The sequence below is a fragment of the Moheibacter stercoris genome (genome assembly GCF_040545805.1).
Lineage (GTDB): Bacteria > Bacteroidota > Bacteroidia > Flavobacteriales > Weeksellaceae > Moheibacter > Moheibacter stercoris.
In genome coordinates, this window is the sequence record NZ_JBEPMO010000008.1 from 70,193 (window position 1) to 93,727 (window position 23,535).

At 35.2% G+C, this 23,535-nt stretch carries 17 protein-coding genes and 1 tRNA gene; 9 read left to right on the forward strand and 9 right to left on the reverse strand.

The genetic code is table 11. From position 1 onward, the window contains the following. The first annotated feature begins 98 nt into the window (after positions 1 to 98). The 3 genes from ABID46_RS08145 (at position 99) to ABID46_RS08155 (ending at position 6,082) form a co-directional block, all read left to right on the forward strand. A complete protein-coding gene (locus ABID46_RS08145; protein ID WP_354508906.1) occupies positions 99 to 2,858 on the forward strand; it encodes a 2-oxoglutarate dehydrogenase E1 component in 2,760 nt (919 codons plus the stop codon). 26 nt (positions 2,859 to 2,884) lie between these two features. Then, positions 2,885 to 4,105, forward strand: a complete 1,221-nt coding sequence (gene odhB / locus ABID46_RS08150; RefSeq protein ID WP_354508908.1) for a 2-oxoglutarate dehydrogenase complex dihydrolipoyllysine-residue succinyltransferase — start codon at positions 2,885 to 2,887, stop codon at positions 4,103 to 4,105. 519 nt (positions 4,106 to 4,624) lie between these two features. Then, a complete protein-coding gene (locus ABID46_RS08155) occupies positions 4,625 to 6,082 on the forward strand; it encodes an aminoacyl-histidine dipeptidase (RefSeq protein ID WP_354508910.1) in 1,458 nt (485 codons plus the stop codon). Between the two features lie 58 nt (positions 6,083 to 6,140). On the opposite strand, the gene ABID46_RS08160 is transcribed toward ABID46_RS08155, so the two are convergent. Then, the gene (locus tag ABID46_RS08160) at positions 6,141 to 6,776 is read right to left on the reverse strand and encodes a response regulator (RefSeq protein WP_354508912.1); all 636 of its coding nucleotides are present in this window, start codon (positions 6,774 to 6,776) and stop codon (positions 6,141 to 6,143) included. Positions 6,777 to 6,819: 43 nt separating this feature from the next. Further along, positions 6,820 to 9,024, reverse strand: coding sequence for a tetratricopeptide repeat protein (locus tag ABID46_RS08165; RefSeq protein WP_354508914.1), 2,205 nt, complete (start codon positions 9,022 to 9,024; stop codon positions 6,820 to 6,822). Between the two features lie 137 nt (positions 9,025 to 9,161). Between ABID46_RS08165 and ABID46_RS08170 the strand changes: the two genes are divergently transcribed. From ABID46_RS08170 to ABID46_RS08185, 4 genes are all read left to right on the forward strand, one after another. Continuing rightward, on the forward strand, positions 9,162 to 10,259 hold the full coding sequence (locus ABID46_RS08170; RefSeq protein WP_354508916.1) for a T9SS type A sorting domain-containing protein: 1,098 nt from the start codon (positions 9,162 to 9,164) through the stop codon (positions 10,257 to 10,259). 131 nt (positions 10,260 to 10,390) lie between these two features. Continuing rightward, positions 10,391 to 11,476: a T9SS type A sorting domain-containing protein gene (locus tag ABID46_RS08175; RefSeq protein WP_354508918.1), complete on the forward strand. Its 1,086-nt coding sequence runs from the start codon at positions 10,391 to 10,393 to the stop codon at positions 11,474 to 11,476. 61 nt (positions 11,477 to 11,537) lie between these two features. Then, positions 11,538 to 12,800: an OmpA family protein gene (locus tag ABID46_RS08180; protein WP_354508920.1), complete on the forward strand. Its 1,263-nt coding sequence runs from the start codon at positions 11,538 to 11,540 to the stop codon at positions 12,798 to 12,800. Between the two features lie 10 nt (positions 12,801 to 12,810). Beyond that, complete coding sequence (locus ABID46_RS08185; protein WP_354508922.1) at positions 12,811 to 13,404, forward strand: hypothetical protein; 594 nt, start codon at positions 12,811 to 12,813, stop codon at positions 13,402 to 13,404. 246 nt (positions 13,405 to 13,650) lie between these two features. On the opposite strand, the gene ABID46_RS08190 is transcribed toward ABID46_RS08185, so the two are convergent. Together ABID46_RS08190 and ABID46_RS08195 are read right to left on the reverse strand one after the other, a co-directional pair. After that, positions 13,651 to 14,946: a glycosyltransferase family protein gene (locus tag ABID46_RS08190; protein WP_354508923.1), complete on the reverse strand. Its 1,296-nt coding sequence runs from the start codon at positions 14,944 to 14,946 to the stop codon at positions 13,651 to 13,653. 39 nt (positions 14,947 to 14,985) lie between these two features. Beyond that, the gene (locus ABID46_RS08195) at positions 14,986 to 15,486 is read right to left on the reverse strand and encodes a phosphoglycerate mutase family protein (RefSeq protein ID WP_354508925.1); all 501 of its coding nucleotides are present in this window, start codon (positions 15,484 to 15,486) and stop codon (positions 14,986 to 14,988) included. Between the two features lie 80 nt (positions 15,487 to 15,566). Between ABID46_RS08195 and ABID46_RS08200 the strand changes: the two genes are divergently transcribed. Next, complete coding sequence (locus tag ABID46_RS08200) at positions 15,567 to 16,697, forward strand: FG-GAP repeat domain-containing protein (RefSeq protein ID WP_354508927.1); 1,131 nt, start codon at positions 15,567 to 15,569, stop codon at positions 16,695 to 16,697. A gap of 40 nt (positions 16,698 to 16,737) precedes the next feature. Here the strand turns inward: ABID46_RS08200 and ABID46_RS08205 are convergent, their stop codons facing one another. Genes ABID46_RS08205 through ABID46_RS08215 form a run of 3 tightly spaced genes read right to left on the reverse strand, consistent with a single transcriptional unit; the run spans position 16,738 to position 20,640 of the window. Beyond that, the gene (locus tag ABID46_RS08205) at positions 16,738 to 19,365 is read right to left on the reverse strand and encodes a YfhO family protein (protein ID WP_354508929.1); all 2,628 of its coding nucleotides are present in this window, start codon (positions 19,363 to 19,365) and stop codon (positions 16,738 to 16,740) included. Next, entirely contained in the window at positions 19,355 to 19,573 is a 219-nt protein-coding gene (locus ABID46_RS08210) for a hypothetical protein (protein WP_354508931.1), read from the reverse strand. Before ABID46_RS08210 ends, ABID46_RS08205 begins: the two co-directional genes overlap by 11 nt. Before the next feature lie 2 nt (positions 19,574 to 19,575). Then, on the reverse strand, positions 19,576 to 20,640 hold the full coding sequence (locus ABID46_RS08215) for a DUF6263 family protein (RefSeq protein ID WP_354508933.1): 1,065 nt from the start codon (positions 20,638 to 20,640) through the stop codon (positions 19,576 to 19,578). Positions 20,641 to 20,895: 255 nt separating this feature from the next. On the opposite strand from ABID46_RS08215, the gene ABID46_RS08220 reads away from it, so the two are divergent. Then, positions 20,896 to 22,602, forward strand: coding sequence for an amino acid permease (locus ABID46_RS08220; protein ID WP_354508935.1), 1,707 nt, complete (start codon positions 20,896 to 20,898; stop codon positions 22,600 to 22,602). Between the two features lie 134 nt (positions 22,603 to 22,736). Here ABID46_RS08220 and ABID46_RS08225 read toward each other — a convergent pair. Next, positions 22,737 to 22,819: transfer RNA gene (locus ABID46_RS08225), tRNA-Leu, on the reverse strand. Positions 22,820 to 22,864: 45 nt separating this feature from the next. Then, positions 22,865 to 23,416, reverse strand: a complete 552-nt coding sequence (locus tag ABID46_RS08230; RefSeq protein ID WP_354508937.1) for an NADPH-dependent FMN reductase — start codon at positions 23,414 to 23,416, stop codon at positions 22,865 to 22,867. Between the last annotated feature and the right edge of the window lie 119 nt (positions 23,417 to 23,535).

Sequence of the window (23,535 nt, forward strand, 5' to 3'; positions counted from 1 at the left end):
TTTTCAGGCTCAAATGCCCAAATTCATGCCGTTCAAATTTTTTTAAAAATCTAAAAACCCTAAATTTGTGAGCTAATTCTCACAAGAGACAAAATATAATGGAGAGATTTTCATTTTTAAATGCCATACACTCGGAATACATTGCTGAATTGTATGAGCAGTATCAAAAGTATCCTGATAGTATTGAACCTAGTTGGAAAGCTTTTTTCCAAGGATTTGATTTTGGATCTATGTCCTACAATGGTCAATCATTGACAGATGGAAATACGAATTCTAATCAAGTTGCGCAAGGAACTAATCAGATCCCAGAAAAAGTTCAAAAAGAATTCAAAGTTATCAACTTAATTGATGCTTATAGAACAAGAGGACATTTGTTTACCAAAACCAATCCCGTTCGTGAACGCAGACAACATGCGCCAACTTTGGATTTACAGAATTTTGGTTTATCAGATGCCGATTTAGATGAAACGTTTGATGCTGGAGAAATTTTAGGAATTGGAGGAAGTACTACACTCCGAAATATTATCGATCACTTGAAAAATATGTATTGCGATTCCATTGGTGTGGAATACATGTACATACGTGATCCAGAAAAAAACAAATGGATTCAAAATTGGTTAAATGCCAATTTGAATCATCCAAAATTAAGTGTTGAAGAAAAAGAGCGTGTTTTATTGAAATTAAATGAAGCTGTCGCTTTTGAAAACTTTTTACATACCAAATTCGTTGGACAAAAACGTTTCTCATTAGAAGGAAACGAAAGTTTAATCCCTGCTCTTGATGCTTTAATCAATCGCTCAGCCGACGCTGGCGTTGAAGAAGTTGTTTTGGGTATGGCTCACCGTGGACGTTTGAACGTTTTGGCCAATATCTTCAAGAAATCGTATTCCCAAATTTTTAGTGAATTCGAAGGAAAAGAATTTGAAGAAGATTTATTTGCTGGTGACGTAAAATACCATTTGGGTTCAACGACAGAAGTAACAACTCCATCGGGTAAAAAAGTCAAAATGAACCTTGCTCCTAACCCATCGCACTTGGAAACAGTAGATGCGGTAGTGGAAGGTATTGCAAGAGCCAAAGCAGACAATGATTACGCAAAAGATTATAGTCGCGTATTGCCCATTTTAATTCACGGTGATGCTGCTGTTGCTGGTCAAGGTATTGTTTACGAAGTTGTTCAAATGATGAATTTGGACGGATACAAAACGGGAGGAACAATTCATATAGTTGTCAATAACCAAGTTGGATTTACAACGAATTATTTAGATGCTAGATCGAGTATTTATTGTACCGATATTGCAAAGGTAAATTTATCACCTGTATTGCATGTTAATGCAGATGATGCCGAAGCAGTGATTCATGCCTTGCATTTTGCAGCTGATTATAGAATGCGTTTTGGGGAAGATGTATTCATCGACTTATTGGGTTACCGTAAATACGGACACAATGAGGGTGATGAACCTCGTTTCACACAACCTAAATTGTATAGCATCATCGCTAAACACCCAAATCCAAGAGAAATCTACAAACAACATTTGATCAAAGAAGGTGTTATTGGAGATTCTATTTTGGCCGAAAAAGAAAAAGAGTTCAAAGCTTTATTAGATAAAAACTTTGATGAAGCCAAAACAATCGAGAAAAATAAATTGACTCCTTTCATGCCAGAAGAATGGGAAGGATATGAATTGGTATCCGAAGCAGAAATGTTGGAACCAGTTGATACTTCATATTCATTGGACGAATTGAAAGCAATTGCAGAAAAAATTACTTCGGTTCCAGAAGGAAAAAAATTCATCAAAAAAATTGAACGTCTATTGGATCAACGCAAACAAATGGTTGCTGATGAAAAATTAGATTGGGCAATGGGTGAATTATTGGCGTATGGAACTATTTTGAACGAAGGAAATAGCGTTCGTTTGTCAGGAGAAGACGTTGAAAGAGGAACTTTCTCACATCGTCATGCAGTTATCAAAACGGAAGATTCAGAAGAAGAAGTAATCTTATTGAACCATTTAAAAGATGGTCAAGGTGAATATACCGTATTCAACTCTTTGCTTTCAGAATATGCTGTTTTAGGATTTGATTATGGATTTGCGATGGCTACTCCTTCTGCCTTAACCTTGTGGGAAGCGCAGTTTGGAGATTTCGCCAACGGCGCACAAATCTTAATCGACCAATATTTATCGGCTGCTGAGGACAAATGGAAAATCCAAAACGGATTGGTCATGTTATTACCTCACGGATACGAAGGTCAAGGAGCAGAACACTCTTCTGCGAGATTGGAACGTTTCTTACAATTGTCGGCACAAGGAAATATGTTTATAGTGAATTGTACGACTCCTGCAAACTTCTTCCACGTTTTAAGAAGACAAATCAAAGCAAAATACAGAAAACCTTTGGTGGTATTCACTCCGAAGAGTTTATTGCGTCATCCTTTGGTGACTTCTACCATGGACGAATTAGCCAATGGTCAATTCCAACCTATCATTGATGATGCTACTGCAGATCCAGCAAAAGTTGAAAAAGTAGTTTTCTGTCAAGGGAAATTCTATTATGATTTGTTGAAGAAAAAAGAAGAATTAAATGCAGAGAATGTAGCATTGATTCGTTTGGAACAAATTTATCCTTTGGATAGAGCCAAAATTAATTCGATTTTAGAGAAATATACGAATCGTAAACAATTGATTTGGGCACAAGAAGAGCCAGAAAACATGGGAGCTTGGACATTCATTTTAAGAAAAATGAGAGAATTACCATTTGAATTGGTATCGCCAGCTGAAAGTGCTTCTACTGCTCCAGGTTCGCACAAATCATTTGAAATTAAACACAATAGAGCAATTAATAAAGTTTTTGAATAAATTAGCAACAAAATACTAAACATATTATGGTATTAGAAATGAAAGTCCCTTCACCGGGAGAATCCATCACCGAGGTTGAAATCGCAACTTGGTTAGTAAAAGATGGCGATTATGTAGAAAAAGACCAAGCAATTGCCGAGGTTGATTCAGACAAAGCTACTTTGGAACTTCCAGCAGAAGAAAGCGGGATTATCACGTTGAAAGCTGAAGAAGGTGACACAGTTGCTGTTGGACAAGTTGTTTGTTTGATTGATACTTCTGCAGCAAAACCAGAAGGAGGTGCTGCTCCAGCAGAAGAACCAAAACAAGAAGCTCCAAAAGCTGAAGAACCTAAAAAAGAAGAAGCGAAACCTGCTGCTACAACCTATGCTAGCGGAACTCCTTCTCCAGCTGCAAAGAAAATCTTGGATGAAAAAGGTGTTGCTCCTTCTCAAGTTTCAGGAACTGGAAAAGATGGACGTATCACTAAAGAAGATGCAATGTCAGCTTCTGTAGCTGCTATGGGAACTCCAACTGGAGGAAATAGAAGTTCAGAAAGAACAAAACTTTCTATGTTGCGTAGAAAGGTTGCAGAAAGATTGGTTGCTGCAAAGAATGAAACAGCTATGTTGACTACGTTCAACGAGGCAACCATGAAACCTATCAACGAATTACGTGCAGAATTTAAAGAAGAATTCAAAAACAAACATGGTGTAAGTTTAGGCTTTATGTCGTTCTTCACCAAAGCAGTTGTTCGTGCATTGCAGTTGTATCCAGACGTAAATTCAATGATCGATGGAGATTACAAAATTTCCTATGATTTCTGTGATATTTCCGTTGCGGTTTCTGGACCAAAAGGATTGATGGTTCCAGTAATGAGAAATGCAGAATTATTAACCTTTAGAGGAATTGAAGCAGAAATCAAACGTTTGGCTTTGCGTGCGCGTGACGGTCAAATTACGGTAGACGAAATGACAGGAGGAACATTTACCATTTCCAATGGTGGTGTATTTGGATCTATGTTGAGTACACCTATCATCAATCCACCTCAATCAGGAATTTTAGGAATGCATAACATCATTGAACGTCCAATTGCCGTAAACGGTCAAGTGGAAATTCACCCAATGATGTACATCGCTTTATCATATGACCATAGAATTATTGACGGACGTGAATCTGTTGGATTCTTGGTAGCAGTTAAAGAAGGTTTAGAAGATCCAATTAATTTGTTGATGGATGGAAACCCTCGTAAAGCTTTGGAATTGTAATTCAGTAGAAGCATATAAAGTAAAAATGGATACTTAAACGTATCCATTTTTTTTTGCACAAAAAAAAACCACTAAATGTGGTTTCTTTTCAGGTTGTTAAGGTTCGGTATGGTTGATTGTTTTAGAGAGAGTTTCTATATTTTTCTAAAGCAAATATACCTTCAAAGTTTGGTTGAAAAAACAGGAAAAATCCTATATTTTTTGGGTGATTTTCCCCTAAAATAAAAATCTCGCTATTGTAAGAGTACAATATTGCGAGATTTCGATAGCTTTCATAGCAACAATAATATTTTATGAGAGAGAGTTTTTTATTTAAGGGGGTTTAAGTATTTATTTAAAATACAAAGGTATCGAATATGAAATGAATATAAATAGGAAAAAACCTGTTTTTTATTCGGGAAATTTTTAGCTGTATGATACATACTAGCTTATTCCATTCAAGTTTTAGAAAATTATAAATAAAAACAGCTGGTTTATAAATTCGATCTTTTTAACTTGCGTCCACAAAACGAAATAAATATGAATGATATTTTGAACCTTGAGCCAAAACCAATTTGGAGAAACTTTTCCAAACTTAATGAAGTACCACGTCCTTCTAAAAAAGAAGAAAGAGTTATTCAATTTATGATGGACTTTGGTCAAAGTTTAGGTTTGGAAACGATAAAAGATGCTGTTGGTAACGTGATCATTAAAAAACCAGCTTCAGCAGGTATGGAAAACCGTAAAACGGTTGTTCTTCAATCGCATTTGGATATGGTTTGTCAAAAAAATAATGATGTCAATTTTGATTTTGATACCCAAGGAATTGAAATGTATATCGACAACGAAGGATTTGTTCGTGCAAAAGGAACTACTTTGGGAGCCGACAACGGAATTGGTGTTGCAACGATTATGGCGGTTTTAGAATCAACTGACCTTGCCCACCCTCCTATTGAAGCTTTGTTTACGATTGATGAGGAAACAGGTATGACTGGTGCAATCGGTTTAGATGAATCGGTTTTACAAGGTCATATTTTGTTGAATTTAGATACAGAAGAAGACGATGAATTGACAATCGGATGTGCTGGTGGATTGGATGTAACAGCAACCAAAAGCTATTCAATCGAAACTTTATCAGCAGATTATCAATCCATCAAAGTAGACGTAAAAGGATTAAAAGGTGGACATTCAGGAGGTGATATTCATTTAGGCTTAGGAAATTCGAACAAAATTTTAGGTCGATTTTTACACGAATCCATTTCATTCAAAGGACAAATCGCTTCGATGAATAGTGGAAGTTTACGCAACGCAATTCCACGTGAAGGTCATTTCATTTTGTCTTTTCCAGCAGATCAAGCTGATGCGATCAAAGCGGCTTTTGAAAAATTGCGTGAAGATATTTTGGTGGAATTTGCTAGAATTGAACCAAACATTCAGATTTCAGTTGAAAATGTAGCTTTAGTCAACCAAGTTGCGAGCTTAGCGGAAACAAAAAATTTAGCGTTTGCTTTGATGACTGCATACAATGGTGTTTATAGAATGAGTCCTGAAATTGAAGGATTGACTGAAACTTCTAACAACGTTGCCAATGTGGTCGTTGAAAACGGTGAAATGAAAATTCTTTGTTTAACTCGTTCTGCATTGGATTCCAACAAAAAGAATTTATCGGAAACCTTAAAAGCAACTTTCGAACTTTGTGGTTTTGATGTGAAATTTTCTGGTGGATATCCAGGTTGGAGACCCAATACGAATTCTGAAATTCTTCGTTTGATGGAGAAATTATACAAAGAACAATTTGGTGAAGATCCAAAAATCAGTGCAACACACGGTGGATTGGAATGTGGAATCATTGGTGGGCATTATCCTAATTTAGATATGATTTCATTCGGTCCGAATATTTTCGGTGCGCATTCACCAGACGAACGTGTCGAAATTAAATCTGTTCAAAAATTCTGGAGTTACTTCGTTGAAGTTTTAAAAGAAACTCCTTCGAAATAAATAAAATCAAAAGTCCCTAACTCAAGTTTGAATTAGGGATTTTTTATGTTTTACAATTTTAAACTAATCTATTTTTAATCGCTTTAGAAACCGCTTCAGTAGCCGAATGAACATGAAGCTTGTCGTAGATTTTCTTGATGTGAAAACGAACGGTGTCAATACTAATTCCGATTTCATGGGATATCATTTTATAACTAAAACCTTTTACTAAACATTTCAGGATTTCGGTTTCTTTCTCTGTTAGATTATAAGTTTCTTGGTCGCGAGTCGTTGCTACGGGCAACATAAAGAGAATTTTCTTGGCGATACTTCCCGTCATGGGTGCACCACCGTTTATCACCATTCGTAAAGCAGAAGCTAATTCCTCCGTCACATGTTGTTTCAAAATATAACCCGTAGCTCCAGCGCAAACGGCATTGAAAATCGTATCGTTATCATCAAAAACCGTTAACATAATCACAGGAATGCTGTCGAATTTCGTTCGGAGTAATTTTACCGCTTCTACCCCATTGATTTCAGGCATATCTACATCCATCAAAATCACATCGGGTTTCAGATATTCCACATCTGAAATGATGCTTAAAGCGGAAGAAAATGAACCAGATAATTCAATATCTGTTTCTACTTCCAGAAGTAGTTTTACAGAATTCCGAATCAAATCATTGTCGTCGTATGCGAGTACTCGTATTGCCATATCGTAAAAGTATGCTTTACAATTCGTAAATGAAACTACATTTTTATGTAGCTGGAAATTCTAGTCGAATATTTGCTCCTTTTCCAAGTTCCGAGTCGATGTTAATTTGGCCCTTCAAAGCCTTTGTTCGGTCCTTCATATTACGCAAACCATTGGAAGAAGTTTCTTTATCTACGTCCATTCCTACTCCATCGTCTTGAATTTCCATCAGCAAATTGGCACCTCTTTTTACCACAGAAATGTTGACTTTTTGGGCTTCTGAATGTTTGGCTATATTGTTAATGGCTTCACGAAAGATTAAGAAAAATTCCTTTCGGCTATTCATATTTAAATTTTGATCGAGTACATTTTTATCGACATTCATCGAAATATCCACGTCTTTGGGTTCTAAAGTTTGCGCAACGTATTCTCGCATCCTAACGACCAAATTTTCAATTTTATCGTTATTGGGATTGATCGCCCAAACGATGTCACTCATTTCTTGTTGAATGGCTTTGGTTTGTTCGGTTATTTGGTTGATGAAATTCTGGGCTTTGGAATTGTCTGAATTCATTGATTTAGCCGAAACTTCCGATAAAATTTTAATTCCCGTCAAAGTTGAACCAACTTTATCGTGTAGATCTCGTGCAATGTGATTCCGAACTGCTAAAAGTGCTTCTTGTTGTTCTAATTTCTTTTTTAGTTTAAATCGATTGAATAAAATTCCACCTAAAATTAATAAAAGTAAAAAGCCAACAATCATAAAATTTCGCGTATGCCTTTGTTCCAAAAGTTTTTGTTCTTGTAATTTCTTTTCTTGTTGGGCAAGTAATAATTCTTGTTCATTGGTTTTGGAAATCAGTATTTGCTTTTCCAAAGATTCTTCTTGTTGTTTGATTTTTAAATCATTCAATGCTTGGGTTTGAGAAAGTAAATCGATTTCGTTTTGAATTCGTTTGGCTTCGGCTTCGTTTCCTAAAATGATCGCATTTTGTTTATCGATTTGAAGATCTCGAATTCGTTGTTCAGTTTGCAATTTTAGAATTTCGTTGTCTTTCTTTTCCGTTTCGTATTGGGTTCTAATTTCCTCAATTTTCGCCATATTGGAAGTTGTACTGATGCTATCGCGATAGGAAACATAATTTTTATAGTATTTCAGTGCTTTTTCGGGTTGATTCAAATCTTGGTAATATGCACTTAGTTTCTCTAAAGCATTGGAAATGTTTTCTTTGTTTTTTAATTCTTGCGAATAGGCCAAGGCTTTATGGTAATATTTGGTCGCAGTAGCAGTATCTTGGACTTCTTTTGCTGCAGTCGCAGCAGCAACATACAATCTTGATAACAAAGGTTTGTTTTCAGCCATTTCAAAAATCGTTATAGCTTTTGTATAATTGACCAAGGCATTTTCAAAATCATTTGTACGGGAATGATAGGCAGCCATACCCGAATAAGCAGAAGCCATCAATTTACTATTTTGGGTTTGTTCAGCCAAGACTACAGAAGCTTTCAAATGTTTATTTGCTTGGTCCATTTGATTTTTAAGGATATACAATTGACCAATGTTTAAATTGGTGATTACCAAACCTGTAACATCTTTTATTTTTTTTCGAATTTCAATGCTTTGTTTTTGATGTTGAATGGCTTCGTCAACATTTCCCATCAAATAATAAATAGAAGCAATATTGCTATAGGTTTCTCCTAAACCTTTTTGATCCCCCAACTTTTCACGTAATTTCATGGATTTTATGAACCATTGCATTGCTTCATTATGGTTACTTGCCGTAAGATTAGTAGATCCAAGATTACTATAAATTTCTGCTGTTCTAAGATTATTTTTCTTTTCCAAACCCATCGATAAGGCTTTTCGGAAATAATTTTCAGAATCTTTTGCATTTCCTGCATTCATTTCAAATACGCCAAAACGGTTATAGGCTTCAATAAGTAAAGTTGTGTCTTTAAGTTCTTTCGCCAATTCGAGCAAATCACAATTGTATTGTTTCATCTCATTCATTTTCCCTGTTTGAAAGTATATTTCAGCCATCAAATCTCGGGCTTCCGCATTCTGCTTTTTGGTTATGCTGTTTCCAGAATTTTGAAAAAAGGATTTTAATTCTTGCTCCGCATCTTGGTATTTTAGTACTTCAACTAGTTGTTTTGCTCGATTTATTTGTTCGTTTTGAGCTAGTAAAATTTGAGATAAACAACATAGAAAAATGGCTAAAAATAGTTTTTTAAGATGTTGAGAGGTAGGGGTTAGAAGTACCTTCATAATTAGGGAGTTTTGGTCGTTTTAGTATTCTAAAAATAGAAAAAATTATCGAATAATAAAACAACGTATTCGCAATCACATATTTATGTAGTTGAGTGACTTTTATTTACCTTTTAAGTTTGTCAAAAAAAACAATAATGAAAAATTTTACCCTTTACTCAAAACTTAAAGTATCCATCTTAATAGGATCAATGCTTTTTCTACCATCTATTTTTGCTCAAGATGTGGGATACGTTCATACCACAACATCCACTAATACGAGTGGGCATATAACCCGATTGGATCATCCAGATTTAAATAATAATCCTAGTGCTCATTTTTTATTTTCACAACGATATATTGACGGTTCAGGCGTTGACAATAATAATCCGACAGGAATTTGGTACGATGGAAACCGCTGGGCAATTTACAATGAAAATATGGCTACCTTAAATGTAGGTGTACAGTTCAATATTTTTATACCTGATGACAGTTCCGTGTTTGTTCACACGGCATCAAGTTCAAATACTTCGGGATTATATACCTATTTGGACGATACAGCTCAAGAAGATTATTTGTTTTATAATACGTACTGGAATCCTTTCGCAGTTTATAATACGTCTATTTATGGAAATTATTACAACTCAGCCAGTGCAAAGAGAGCATTATTTTCGGAAAATGCTACCAATATTCCAGAAAATGCTTCTTTTAAAATCATGAAAGGATCAGGTACTTCATCATACCTAAATTCAATCAGTTCAAGTGCAGCTGTAATAACAGGATCCTCTATGCGTCTTGATATCCCAACATTAAATGGAAATCCCGATGCTGTGTTTTTATATTCTCATTATTGGGGAATTCCAACAGGTAGTAATCAAGGGTACTTACCGGTTGTTTCTGAAGCTTTTTATAGTGGTGGCTATTGGCATATTTATGCGTATGGTGGAGAAGCTTTTCCAACAGAAGTATTAATTGATATAATCGTTCCAGAAACAGTTTTAGGTGTAGAAGATGTCGATGCTAGTTTATCCAAGATTTCTATTTATCCGAATCCTGCAACTGATTTGATAAACTTTCAATCGAAAACTATGATTGAAGAAATCCAAGTATATAATCTATCAGGGCAAAATATCTTAAATTCTAAACAAACTGGAATGAAGGTTCAAATGGATATTTCTAGTTTACCTACAGGTGTTTATATTGCAAAAATCAAAAACAACCAAGGCTGGATTAGTCAGAAAATTGTCAAAAAATAAATTAGAATGGTTTCGTATAAAAGTTCCGGAATTACATCTGGAACTTTTTTTTTATTTCAATAGATAACCATCACATATTTATGTAGTTGAATGACTTTGAAACACCTTTTAAGTTTGTCAAAAAAACAATTATGAAAAATTTTACCCTTAACTCAAAACTTAAAGTATCGATCATATTAGGATTGATGCTCTTCCTACATCCTATTTTTGCTCAAGATGTGGGATTTGTTCACATGACCCATTCAACAAATATTGTTGGTAATTATTCTTACATAGACAGTCCTTTATTGAACAATAACCCTTCTGCAAAATTTGTTATTTCGCAACGCTACAATGGAATTAGCAATAACAGAGCTACTGGTATTTGGTATAGCGCATCTGCTCAAAAATGGGCTGTTTATAATGAAAATTTATCTTCTATGCCAGCAGGAATAGGTTTTAACATTTTCATTCCAGATGATAGTTCTATAAATGTTCATGTAACCGATGCTACAAACACGATTGGACATGTTTCTTACTTAAATGGTTTTGACAATGGAGCCTATGTATTTCACAGTAATTACTACAATCCAAACAATATTTATAACGATAAAGTTTATGGAACTTGGCAAACTGGACCAGATCGTTGGATAATGGCAGAAAATGTGACAGATATACCAATGGGTGCTGCGTTCATGATTATGGGCGGAAGTGATGTATCCTCTACCTTGGCATTCTTTATTTCAGAAACTTCCAATATAACTCCTAATGGTTTACGATTGGATCATCCTATGTTAAATAATAATCCAAATGCAGTTTTTGTTTATTCCCATAGATATGCCTATCCAGATACGAGCAATTCTGTATATCTATCTTCAATAACAGATGCTACCTATGCAGATGGATATTGGCATATTTATGCGTATGCCGTTAGTTTTCCTTCAAACGTTACATTTGATGTGATTATCCCCAATACAATTCTTGATGTAGAGGATCAAGCTATTGAATATGACAAAATTAAAATCTATCCGAATCCAGTTAAAGACGTAACTAATTTCCAATCGATAGCAAAAATTGAAGAAATACAAGTAGTCAATTTATCGGGACAAGTCGTTTTAACCTCTAAACAAACTGGAAATTCCGTTCAAGTAAACATAGCAAACCTTCCTTCTGGAATCTATTTAGCCAAAATCAAAACGGCTCAAGGATGGTCTTCTCAAAAGCTAATTAAACAATAAACCAATATTACTGAGGTATGAAAATTCATTTTTATATCTCAGTTTTTTAAATCGTAACAATATGAAAAAATTATTCGCCCTTTCATTATGTGTAATCGGAACCAGTTTTTCCGAAGCACAATTTTTAGAAAAACTTGCCGACAAAGCTGTAAATGCAGCTGAACGTACGGTTGAACGTCGTGTAGAACGAGAAGCCGAAAAGAAAACAAATGAAGCCATTGATGGCGTACTTGATGGGAATAAAAAAGAAACAAACACCAAAAATAATCCGAGAAACAAGGAAAACAATTCCTCTACTTCAACAAAAGGAAAAGAGGTTAATGTTACCAAAGAATCTGATTTCGTCCCTGGAAATTCTTTAGTATTTTCCGATGATTTTCAAAAAGATGCCAAAGGTGATTTTCCTGCGAAATGGAATACCAATGGTAGCGGACAAGTCGTAACAATTGATAATACAAAATGGTTGGCTTTGAACCATAATTCAGCCGCTCATCCTGAACTGACAAAAGCTTTACCCGAAAATTCAACTATCTCGTTTGATTTATTACTGGTTTCCAAAAAAGGTGAAACCACGCCAACCATCCAATTTGGATTAACCAAATCCAAAAACATTTTGAAAGAAAAAACAGAACAAGGTAGATTTTATATTCAATTAAGAAAATACGCCGATAAAAACTCCAAAACCTTGGAATATGGTTTAAATCAAACCCCAATTGGGAACAAAAGTGATTTTCCATTGAACAATTATGTGAACGAAATTCTGCATGTAGACATTGCCATTAATGGAACTAGAATTCGGGTGTATTTAGATGGTGAAAAAATCATTGACCTGCCCAAAGCCTTGACTCCAGAATTAAGAAACAACTTCTTCATTACCAATTCCATGGTCATTCCAGCTACTCAAACACCTTTGTACATTTCCAATTTGAGAATTGCATCGGCCGATGTAGATGCGAGAAGTTCGGTTGCCAAAGATTTATTTGAAAAAGGATCTGCTTCAACTAGCGATATTTTGTTCGATACAGGAAAATCCACGATTAAATCTTCAAGTCATCCAATTTTAGATGAATTGGGAACTAGTATCAAAAATTCCAAATCAACAATTGTGATCATCGGTCATACCGACAGTGATGGTTCAGAAGATGCGAATCAAAAATTAAGTGAGCAACGAGCAGAATCTGTCAAAAATTATTTAATCACCAAATTCAAAATTCCTTCCAATCAAATATTGACTTCAGGAAAAGGAGAATCAGAACCTGTTTCTAATAACAATACAGAAGATGGTAAAAAACAAAATAGACGAGTTGAATTTAAAAAATTATAACATGAAAAAAATGAGCCTACTTACATCATTCATACTTTTTTCCATTTTCACATGGAATTGTAGCAGTAACGACGACAATGGAAATGCACCCAATAATTCCGCCGGACCCTCTTTTATAAAACTCCAATTAGATGGTGCAACCGTATTTGATAAAAGCACCAACAATCCCAATCCTTCAGCGGAATTTTTGAATGCGACCATTTCCACACAAGAATTTACCTTAAATGGAACAACGATTCCTGCCAATACCTTGTCAATTGTGACAGGAAACGATACCTATACACAAACCGGATTAGGCAAAATGATTATGGTTCTTGCCTATAATATTACAGAAGTTGGAACCTATAATTTCACGGCCAATGCAAACAACCAATTTTTTTATAGTGATACAACCAATCCTTCCAGTACATTTATTTCTCAAATTATGGAACCGTTTGAAACCACTGCAACCATTACCATCACTAAAATTGGTGGATTGAATCCAGCAGGAAATGGTCGATATGTGAGCGGATACATTACGGGAACTGCAATGTCTGGATCGGTATCCAATCCCAACGAAGAAATGTCTTTTCGCTTAGATTTTAATGGTGGGGTACCCGAATAATTACCTCATATTTTTACAGAAGAAAGCAGGAAACCTTTGGGATTCCTGCTTTCTCGTTTTCAATAGTTTTCTCGAAATGAGTAAGTAAAGTTAAGAAAACTTTGAGCGCACTTAATTTAGATAGAGAGAAGTTTAAGCACTGATTAGTGAAGTTTGGCTTATACAAATTTACAAAACATATTGAATTCACCATCAGGAAATTACCTTATTTTACTACAGGAAATTTACGGTATTTTGATAGGGATTTTATCCCAGATCTTTTAACAGATTGGCGAGTTTTTCTGTTAGGTTTTTACGTGAATAGTGAAGTGTTTCTTCTGAAACAGGATTCAAAATAGAATTTTCAAAGTTGTCAAAACAATGAAGTATATAAGCTTCGACTTCTTTTAGTTGTTCTGGATAAAAGTGTTTACCCGCTTTTGATTCCATAAGGATTTTCTGAACATCTGCATCTTTTGGGCCAAATGACAATATGGGATTTCCCGTAGCCAAATATTCAAATAATTTTCCTGGAATAATTCCTTTGGATTTTTCTTGTGGAAAATTCGTCAACAACAACAAATCCGCATTTTTAATTCCTTGAACAGATTCATGATGAGACACATATCCTTTATTTACTAAATATTTAGTTAAACCAAAACTTTCCATAGATTCTGTAACCTCTTGACTTAAATTGCCATAAAATTGAATTTCTAATTTCGATTGAAAATTGACATTGTTGCTCACTAAATTTTGTAAAGCTTTCCACACCAGAATCGGATTTCGTGCTTCTTCCAATCCACCTGAATAGGTAATTTTAAATTTACTGCTAAGAATCTTTCCAACTTTAAAATCAGTATGTTCAAATCCATTGGTGATGACTTCAACACGCTTTGCGCCAAGTTTGGCGAAATTTTCAGCATCGGAAAAACTCGTTGCCAAAACCAAATCCGCAGAAGAAATAACCGCTTTTTCAAGTTTTTGATGTTTGCTTTGTGCCGAACGAGTCATGCTCAATTCCGAATGGTAACTGATTTGGGTCCAAGGATCACGAAAATCAGCAATCCAGTTTAAATTCGGATTTTTCTTTTTCAATTTCAATCCAATCAAATGCATGCTATGCGGTGGACCAGTTGTGATCAAGGTCGAAATTTCCTCTTCTTTCAAATAAGATCTCAAAAATTTCACGGAAGGTTTCACCCAAAATTTTCGCGCATCGGGAATGAAAAAATTTCCTCTGATGAAAATGGAAAGTTTGGAAAGAACTCCTTTCTTTTTGGAAGATCCAAATTGTCCTGCTTTGAACTTTCGATTGGTTGGATTGATTTTTTCCGCAATCTGATAAGGTTCCCATATGGGTTTTCTCAAAATGATTAAATCTTCAGAAACTTCTTCTACCAAAGATTCATCCAAGATCGGATAGGAAGGGTTTTCTGGCGTATATATAATCGGCTCGATACCAAATTCTGGCAAATATTTCGAAAATTTCAACCAGCGTTGTACTCCTGGACCACCTGCAGGCGGCCAATAATAGGTCACAATCAACACTTTAAAATTTTTCATTTCGTCCAATTATCCTTTAGCAAAATACGAAATCCATGCTTAAGGAAGTTGAAAAATTTGAAACGAATTCTTCTCAGGCGTTTTCTTACAATATTGAACCAACCAAAACTGCCCGAAATTATTTTCATCAATATGTCCCAAATCTTTGTTCATCAATCTTCCCACAAATTTCGGAATCGAATTACTATGCCCAACCCAAAGAATTCTTTGGCTTTGATTATCCAATTCTTTCTGGAAAATTTCTTCCTCCTTACCTATTTCATATTCCTTGATTTCTAGGTTTCGACTTTTGGAAATAGGAGTCGCCGTTTGATGGGTTCGTTTTCGTTTCGATGTATAAATCGCATCAAATGGAACAAATTCGAAAAACTTCACCCAAGATTCGGCGCGCAAGATTCCTTTTTTCGATAAATCAGGATCTTTTGGATCATTCTCTGATTTCTCTGCATGTCGTATGGCATAAATTTCCAAACATTGACCCGACACATAATCAGTTGAAAATAATAGAATTAGAATCAAAAAGTATGATTTATTTTTCATTTAATAATTTATTTGATGTAACAAATATATTTAATTATCGTCTACTTGTTTGAATTTAAATTAATTAAAATGGAATAAGTATGAAAACAAAAGTCATGATTGTGTGGTTAAGTTTTGGTTCAATTTGTTGGGGACAAATTTTCCAAAACAAAAGTCAAAATATTCATTCGCATGCAATTTTTCTTCGAACGATGGATATTAAAACGGCTGATTTGAATAAAGATGGATATTTGGATTTGGTTCTAGCTGTTGAATGGGCGCCAAATGCCATTTTATGGGGTAGCAAAGATGGAAAATTTCGCGAATGCAATTCCATCCGATTAAGCAATAATCGATATGATTCGGAAGATGTTGCTATAGCCGATTTTAACAAAGATGGTTGGTTGGATTTGGTATTTGCAGCAGAAGACGATGAGAATCACGAATTTTATTGGAACAAAGGAAAAGATGGTTTTCATGAAGTGAAAAACAAATTTCCAAAATTCATTTCCAATGCAGTGATTGCACATGATTTCAATGAAGATGGTCATATGGATCTCCTATTTGGAAACAAAGGCCAAAATCGAATTTTCATCAACGATGGAAAAGCGAATTTCACCGAAGAAACCCAAAAAAGACTGCCAATTGAACAAAAAATCACACAAGATGTTGCCTTAATTGACGTAGACAATGATGGTGATATGGATCTAATTTTGGGCAATGAAGATGGAAATGAATTGTGGATCAATTATGGCAAAGGATTTTACAAGAATGAAACCTCTGGTAGATTTCCTGAAGGAACCATGGAAACAAGAAAAATAATTGTCTTAGACGCCAATCAAGATGGCTGGAAAGATGTATTTGTTTGTAATGTAGATTCACCTGAAAAAAATCCCAAACCCGATAAGCTTTACTTGAATGATGGGAAAGGAAGTTTTATCGATGCAAGTTCGACACATCTACCCGATCAAAACATTGATACATTGGATGCAATTGTAATTGATTTGAACAAAGATGGATTTCAGGATTTGGTGTTGGCGCATATGGGAAGAGTTCAGCCCAGTGTTTTACTCAATGATGGAAAAGGGAAATTCAAGGTTTCCAATGAATTGCTTCCATCCGTCCCAGGGAATTATATTTCTATCATTTCAGCCGATTTCGATAAAAATGGATCTCAGGATCTTTATTTAGGCGGATTTATGACAGATGACAAATTGCTGCTGAGAAAATAATAACCAAAAAAAATCCACCTGAATTGGTGGATTTTTTGATTTATACTGCTTCTTTATTTTCGAGTTTATTTCGGTTTTTCCAACCTACAAATCCACCTGCTCCTGCTAATAAAACAAACAAAATAACGGATACCAAAGTCAAAGTATTTCCTGTTTTCACACTTGTAGGATCGAAATGCATCACAATTTGTTTATCACCTGGTTGAATTTCAACACCACGCAAGAAATAATTCGCTTTTAAAATCTCTCTTTCTTTTCCATCCACCAAAATTTTCCATCCGTGCGGATAATAAATTTCTGAAAACACAGCGATTTGAGGACTTGTTGACGAAACTGAATAGGTCAATTTGTTAGGCTGATAATTCGTTAATTGAATAGAAGAATTTCCAGTTGAAATCGGTTTGATTGTGTTTTTTAAATTCGAATTCAAAATTACAGTCGATTTCAAATCTTCATCTTTGATCGCCAAAATTTCATCATTGGCATTGGCTGCCCATTTTATATTGGAAACCATCCAAGCATTTCCAAATGCCTCATTGTTTTGTTGAACCAAAGGACTACTTGGATTTCCATGAACCAAATATTTCGTATTCAAAATATTCAAAATCTTTTGGGTATGAACTTGTGAAATACCCAACTTCTGAGAAGTTCCAGATCCTGAAAAATACAAATCAATCACGTCTTGGTAATTATGCAATTTCGCTCCGTGATATCCACCAATCGAATGTGCAAAATAAGAAGTTGTGGCATCATTGAACGTACTAAAAATATTATCAAAGACGCGATATTGCGTTTTGTCTGCCTTACGTAAACTATCCAATGTACGATTAAATGGAACTTTTTGGGCAATTCCGGCAATCTGATAATTTTCCCTTGCTCCTTCCATTAATTTGGATGAAACATCAGTCGGGAACGGATTATCTACAAACATTTTATCGATGTAATTATCGTCATTCAAGTAACGTTTGTCAACTTGCCATCCATCAATCAATGCTAAGGCTCCAATTCCTAAAACGACTATTAAACTGTTTTGAATTTTTTTGAAATGATATGCCAAAAGCAAACCTAACGTCAAAAGAACAAAAATCAAGGTTCTCAACGTATCGGCTTTGAACATATCAATTCGATCTTGACGCAAAGCATTGTTCAAATTATTTAACATGGTATCCCAAGATCCAAAACCTTGCGGATTGTATTCTTTGACCAAATCCAAATATTGTTGTTTGCTCAATTGGTCCATTTCGGTTGTGAAGCTAAACAAACTTCCACCTGCAACTAAGAAAATTAACAATAATCCTACAACAGCTCCACCACCATAAACCAATACTTTTTTCTTGAATTCATCTGTAAGTGTTTCGTCTTTGATAAAGACATAAACCGTTAAAATTGCCAACAATGGCATGGTAAATTCAGCCATAACCAACATAGACGAAACAGCTCTGAATTTGTCATAAAATGGGAAGTAATCGACAAATAAATTGGTCAAGAATGGGAAATTTTTCCCCCAAGCCAAGGTGATACTTAATATTGTAGCAATGACCAACCACCATTTATAATTACGGAATTTGTTTCGAACCAAAACGCATCCAAGCAAAAACAAGAAAACGACAACAGCTCCTTGATACGCTGGTCCCGAAGTACCTGGTTGATCACCCCAATAGGTAGAAACCGGTGAAGATGCCAAATATTCAAAAGCCTGCGCATTGAACTCATTGTTTAGGTCAATGGCATATTGTTGTTTTTTGATTTCTTCAATATAATTTTTTAAGTTTTCTTGGTCAGGTTGACTTCCACCACCCATGAAGTTCGGGATGAAAAGGTTCATGGTTTCCAATTTTCCATAACTCCAATGGGTAATATAATCCAAATCCAAACCAGAAGTTTTGTCTTGCAACAAGGTCATTTCTGACTTCCCACGAATGGTTTCTTTGCTGTATTCGTAAGTCGTCATCAAACGAGTAGAATTCATTCCAGCTCCTAATAAGGAAGCTAAAATCAGCAATCCAGTTGCCAAAGCAAACGGTTTGATTTCTTTTGTTTTAATCGCTTGGATGAATTCAATTACGAAATACACCAACATGACCAAAAACAAATAGAAGGTCATTTGTGGGTGATTGGCTGCCAATTCCAGTCCCATGAAAAGTGTTGTCAGAATAAATCCAATGAGATATTTTTTCTGATACAGCAAAATAATCCCAGCAACCAATGGAGCAAAATAAGCTATCGTATGTACTTTGGCATTGTGACCTGCTCCAATAATGATAAAGAAATAAGCACCCATTGCAAAGAATATGGAACCCGCCAAAGCATATTTCCAATTCTTGAATAAGACCATTCCTAAAATGAAAAACCCAGAGAATAATAAAAAGATATAATCTGCTGGACGAGGTAAAAATCTAAAAACTTTGTCAACTGCTTTGATGAAATCATTGTCGTATTGAGCACCCATTTGATAGGTAGGCATACCTCCAAACATGGCATTTGACCAATAGATGTTCTCTCCTGTTGCTTTTTCAAAGGTTTTCATTTCCTCTGCACTACCCTTATAATTGACAATATCGGGTTGAATGATTGCATTATCTGATAAAACGGGAGAATTATAAACAAGTGACAAAACAGCGAAAAACACCAAGGCAATTGCGCTGAAAATTAGATTTTTATTCTTCATTTTTTCTTTTTGGTTCATCAATTATTTCATAATCGACCGACTCTGCTTCAATATTAATCCTTGGTTTTTCCAAAGATTCTGTTGTATTGGAAGCTTGGTTTTGTTGAGATTTGGGTGTGTTTCGATTAGGCGGATACATAATTCGAAGTAAATAACGAACGATGATAAACGCCAATATGAAATAAAATATGTATTTCAGTAAGCTCATAATTAATTAACTGTTGTAATAGTCGTTGACGATCCAGATTCTGTTTCTTTCTGATTACCTTGTTGATAAGTAGTCGAAAGATTTTCTTTTTTCGTAATGTTCACCTTCTTAATCCAACCAGAATTCATGTCCAATTCAATGAAACCTTCTAAGGTCGCATTGCTTTTCATATTGGCTGTAATTCCTTGTTGTGTTTCATTTCCACTTACATTTTGATTGCCATTGACCGTAATTTTCGCAACATTATTGTTCAATTCTTTGAAGGTACGCGTTACTTTATTGGTTCCTTTTACAGGACCTTCACTTATATTTTGCGTATCTGACCATTCTTCCCCAACTTTCAAATTTTTATCTGGGAAAATATTCAAAGTTTCTTCAAATTGTGACTTGATGGCCTTATCATTCAAAGCTGCCGTCAACAATTCTTTGATCATTTTTTGTTCGTCTGGCGTAAAATCATTTTTCAATTTTCCATTGGCATTGTTCACAATTGCACTCAAACCTTTTACAGAATGAACTTTACCTTTGTTATCAACTTCCATTTGAAAACTTTCACCAATAATGGCTTTGTAAATTTGCCAACTTTTCGCAGTGGTTTCATCAGAAGGTTTTGCAGAACTTGTATGGTACGCCATTTTTTCACCTGATGGTCCTGTAAAACTCTCGGAAAATTCTTTGAAAGTCGCTTTTAATTTGAAAACATTATTGGTTACATCCTCTACAAAATAATCAAATTTCACCGTACGTTCCGATTTCATTGTCATGGATTGTCCTGCAGCCGACATAGTTTGTGATTGACTCGTTTTTAATAAAAAAGGATAAGTTTCTCCTTTTTTCAAGTTGTAACGAAACGAATAAGTATCATCTTCATTTTTGACTAATGCTGTTTCTCCTGAATTTTCAGAAGTTATATTTAGACTATCCGTCTCTTCCAACATAATGGTATCACCCGCTTCATTGACTACCAATTGCTCACCATTTTCATTTGTCCCTACCACTTTTTGTTCATCTTTCTTACAAGAAACAATTGCTATAAAAAGCGAAAGGATCATCAAGGATTTCTTCATTTAAAGTGTTTTATTATTAATTTTCTCATTTATTCAATCTAATTTTTTCGACTTAAATTTTTCAAATGAGCTGATTGTTCAAAATTTTCGGCAAGATAGTTATAAAATCAAATTTGCATGGAATCTTGTTTTCGAAATCCCGTTATTTTTGAAATTATCTTCTAGATTTTAGGAATTAAGAAAGAAGTCTTAACATTAATTTAAAGATTTGATTATTTTTGTTTAGCTTGTTTACAATAACAAATCTTAATTCACATGAGTATATTTAAAAGAAAACCCATGTCTGTGCTGATTGCAGAGGCAAATGAAAGTGGTGAACATACGCTGAAGAGGACGCTTGGAACCTGGGGACTTATTTCCTTAGGAATTGGAGCGATTATCGGAGCAGGATTGTTTTCCATCACGGGATTGGCCGCAGCAGATTATGCAGGACCTTCCATCGTAATTTCCTTTATCATTGCAGCAATTGGTTGTGCTTTGGCGGGATTGTGTTATGCTGAATTCGCCTCCATGATTCCTGTTGCAGGAAGTGCGTATACCTATTCCTATGCTACAATGGGCGAATTCGTTGCTTGGATCATTGGATGGGATTTGGTTCTTGAATATGCTGTGGGTGCAGCTACCGTTTCTTCAAGTTGGTCGGGTTATCTCGATAAATTTCTCCAAAGTGTCGGTGTGAATATGCCAGTTGAATTCTTAATGACACCTTTTGATACCATGCAATTGGCCAATGGAGATGTGGTAACAGGAATCATCAATTTACCAGCAGTTATCATTGTTGCTGTGATGTCTATGGTTTTGATTAGAGGAACACAAGGTTCTTCATTTGTCAATACCATTATTGTCATCATGAAAGTTTCGATTGTTTTGATTTTTATTGCAGTCGGATTTCAATACATTCGTCCTGAGAATCATGTACCGTTTATTCCTGAAAATACAGGGAAATTTGGAGAATTTGGTTTCTCTGGAATTATTCGAGCCGCCGCGGTGGTATTCTTTGCCTATATTGGGTTTGATGCTGTAAGTACCGCAGCTCAAGAAACGAAAAATCCAAAAAAATCCATGCCTTTAGGTATTTTAGGTTCCCTACTAATCTGTACGGTTTTGTATATTTTGTTTGCCTTTGTTATGACAGGTGTGGCAAATTATCAAGCTTATGGAGCAGATCCGACAGACAAATTAGCGCCTGTTGCAATTGCGATTGCCAATATGGGAGATATGGGGCCAGATGGTGTAGTTCATGCAGCTTATCCTTGGCTCAATAAATCAATTGTTATTGCAATTTTGTTGGGATATGCATCTGTAATCTTGGTTTTATTAATGGGACAAAGCCGTGTGTTTTATTCCATGAGTAAAGATGGATTGGTGCCAAAAGTATTTTCAGCAATCCATCCGAAATATCAAACTCCGCATAAATCCAACTTATTCTTTTTATTATTTGTGAGTTTATTTGCTGCATTTGTTCCCGGAAGAGTCGTTGGGGAAATGACAAGTATTGGAACTTTATTTGCCTTTATTCTCGTTTGTGTAGGGGTTTTGGTAATGCGTAAAACAATGCCAGATGCGCCAAGAGGATTTAGAACTCCACTTGTACCTCTTATTCCTATTTTGGGAATTTTGGTTTGTTTCTTTATGATGGCATTTCTACCATTGGACACTTGGTTGCGTTTGATTTTATGGATGATTGTTGGTTTAGATGTCTATTTATTCTATTCTGTAAGGCATAGTAATTTAACGAAAACCGATAATGGCATCGCTCAAAATGCGAACAAATACGTTGGTTTAACAGGGCTTGCTTTTTCAGTTGTACTAATTGGTTTAGCTATCGCACACCATCAGGTATCAGAAGTTGATCCTGTAACAGGTCAAATCAAAGATGCAGCCTTATATTATTTCTCATTACTATTTGGGATTGCACATATTCTGATTTTTGGATACAAATCTTTGATTCAGAAAAAGTGAAATAATTTGACATAATGAAAACAGAAAAGGCGCTTCTAAAAGAGCGCCTTTTTGCTTGTAAAAAATTTGAAGTAATACGAAAATTCATCAAAAAAAAGGGATTTCTCAATGGAATCCCTTTTTGGTAAATCTTGTGCGCACGGCGGGACTCGAACCCGCACATCCGTAGGAAACCACCCCCTCAAGATGGCGTGTCTACCAATTCCACCACGTGCGCAATGGAGCGCAAAATTAAACTTATTTTACGCTTAGATCCTATTTTTTATGACAATTTTTTAAACCAATTTGCATAGGAATCCAACCCTTTTTGCAACAATTCTGTAGTTTTTGGATTGGTGATATTTCCTTCGGCATCGACCATTTCTTGCACTTTTGCCAAATAAATTTCAGGTTGAGGCATTGTTGGAACATTTAGATTGACCAACACTTGACGCAAATGATGGTTTGCTCCAAATCCTGACATATTGCCCTGCGATAAACTGATCACCATTCCTGGTTTTCCTGCCCAAATGCTTTGTCCCTTTGGTCTTGACCCAACGTCCATTGCATTTTTCAGACATCCAGGCATCGAACGATTGTATTCAGGTGTAACAAAAATAAATCCTTGTTTTTCTTTCATTTTCGAACGAAATTCATTGTATGCTTCAGGTGCTTTATCCCCATCAAAATCCTCATTGAACAAAGGCAAATCTCCAATCGGAACGATTTCCAATTCAAATTCATCAGATGCCAATTCGATTAAATTCTTTGCAAATCTTTTTGAAAATGACGCTTCACGTAAACTTCCTACAATAACTCCTATTTTATGTTTCATTTCTATTAATTTTTATTGAATTTGTGCTAAAATTAACTCAAATAAAATTAGGATATATCTGGCAACTGAGATTTTCAAAAAAATTTAGGTTCTAATTTCAATCTTCTAACTTCTAATCA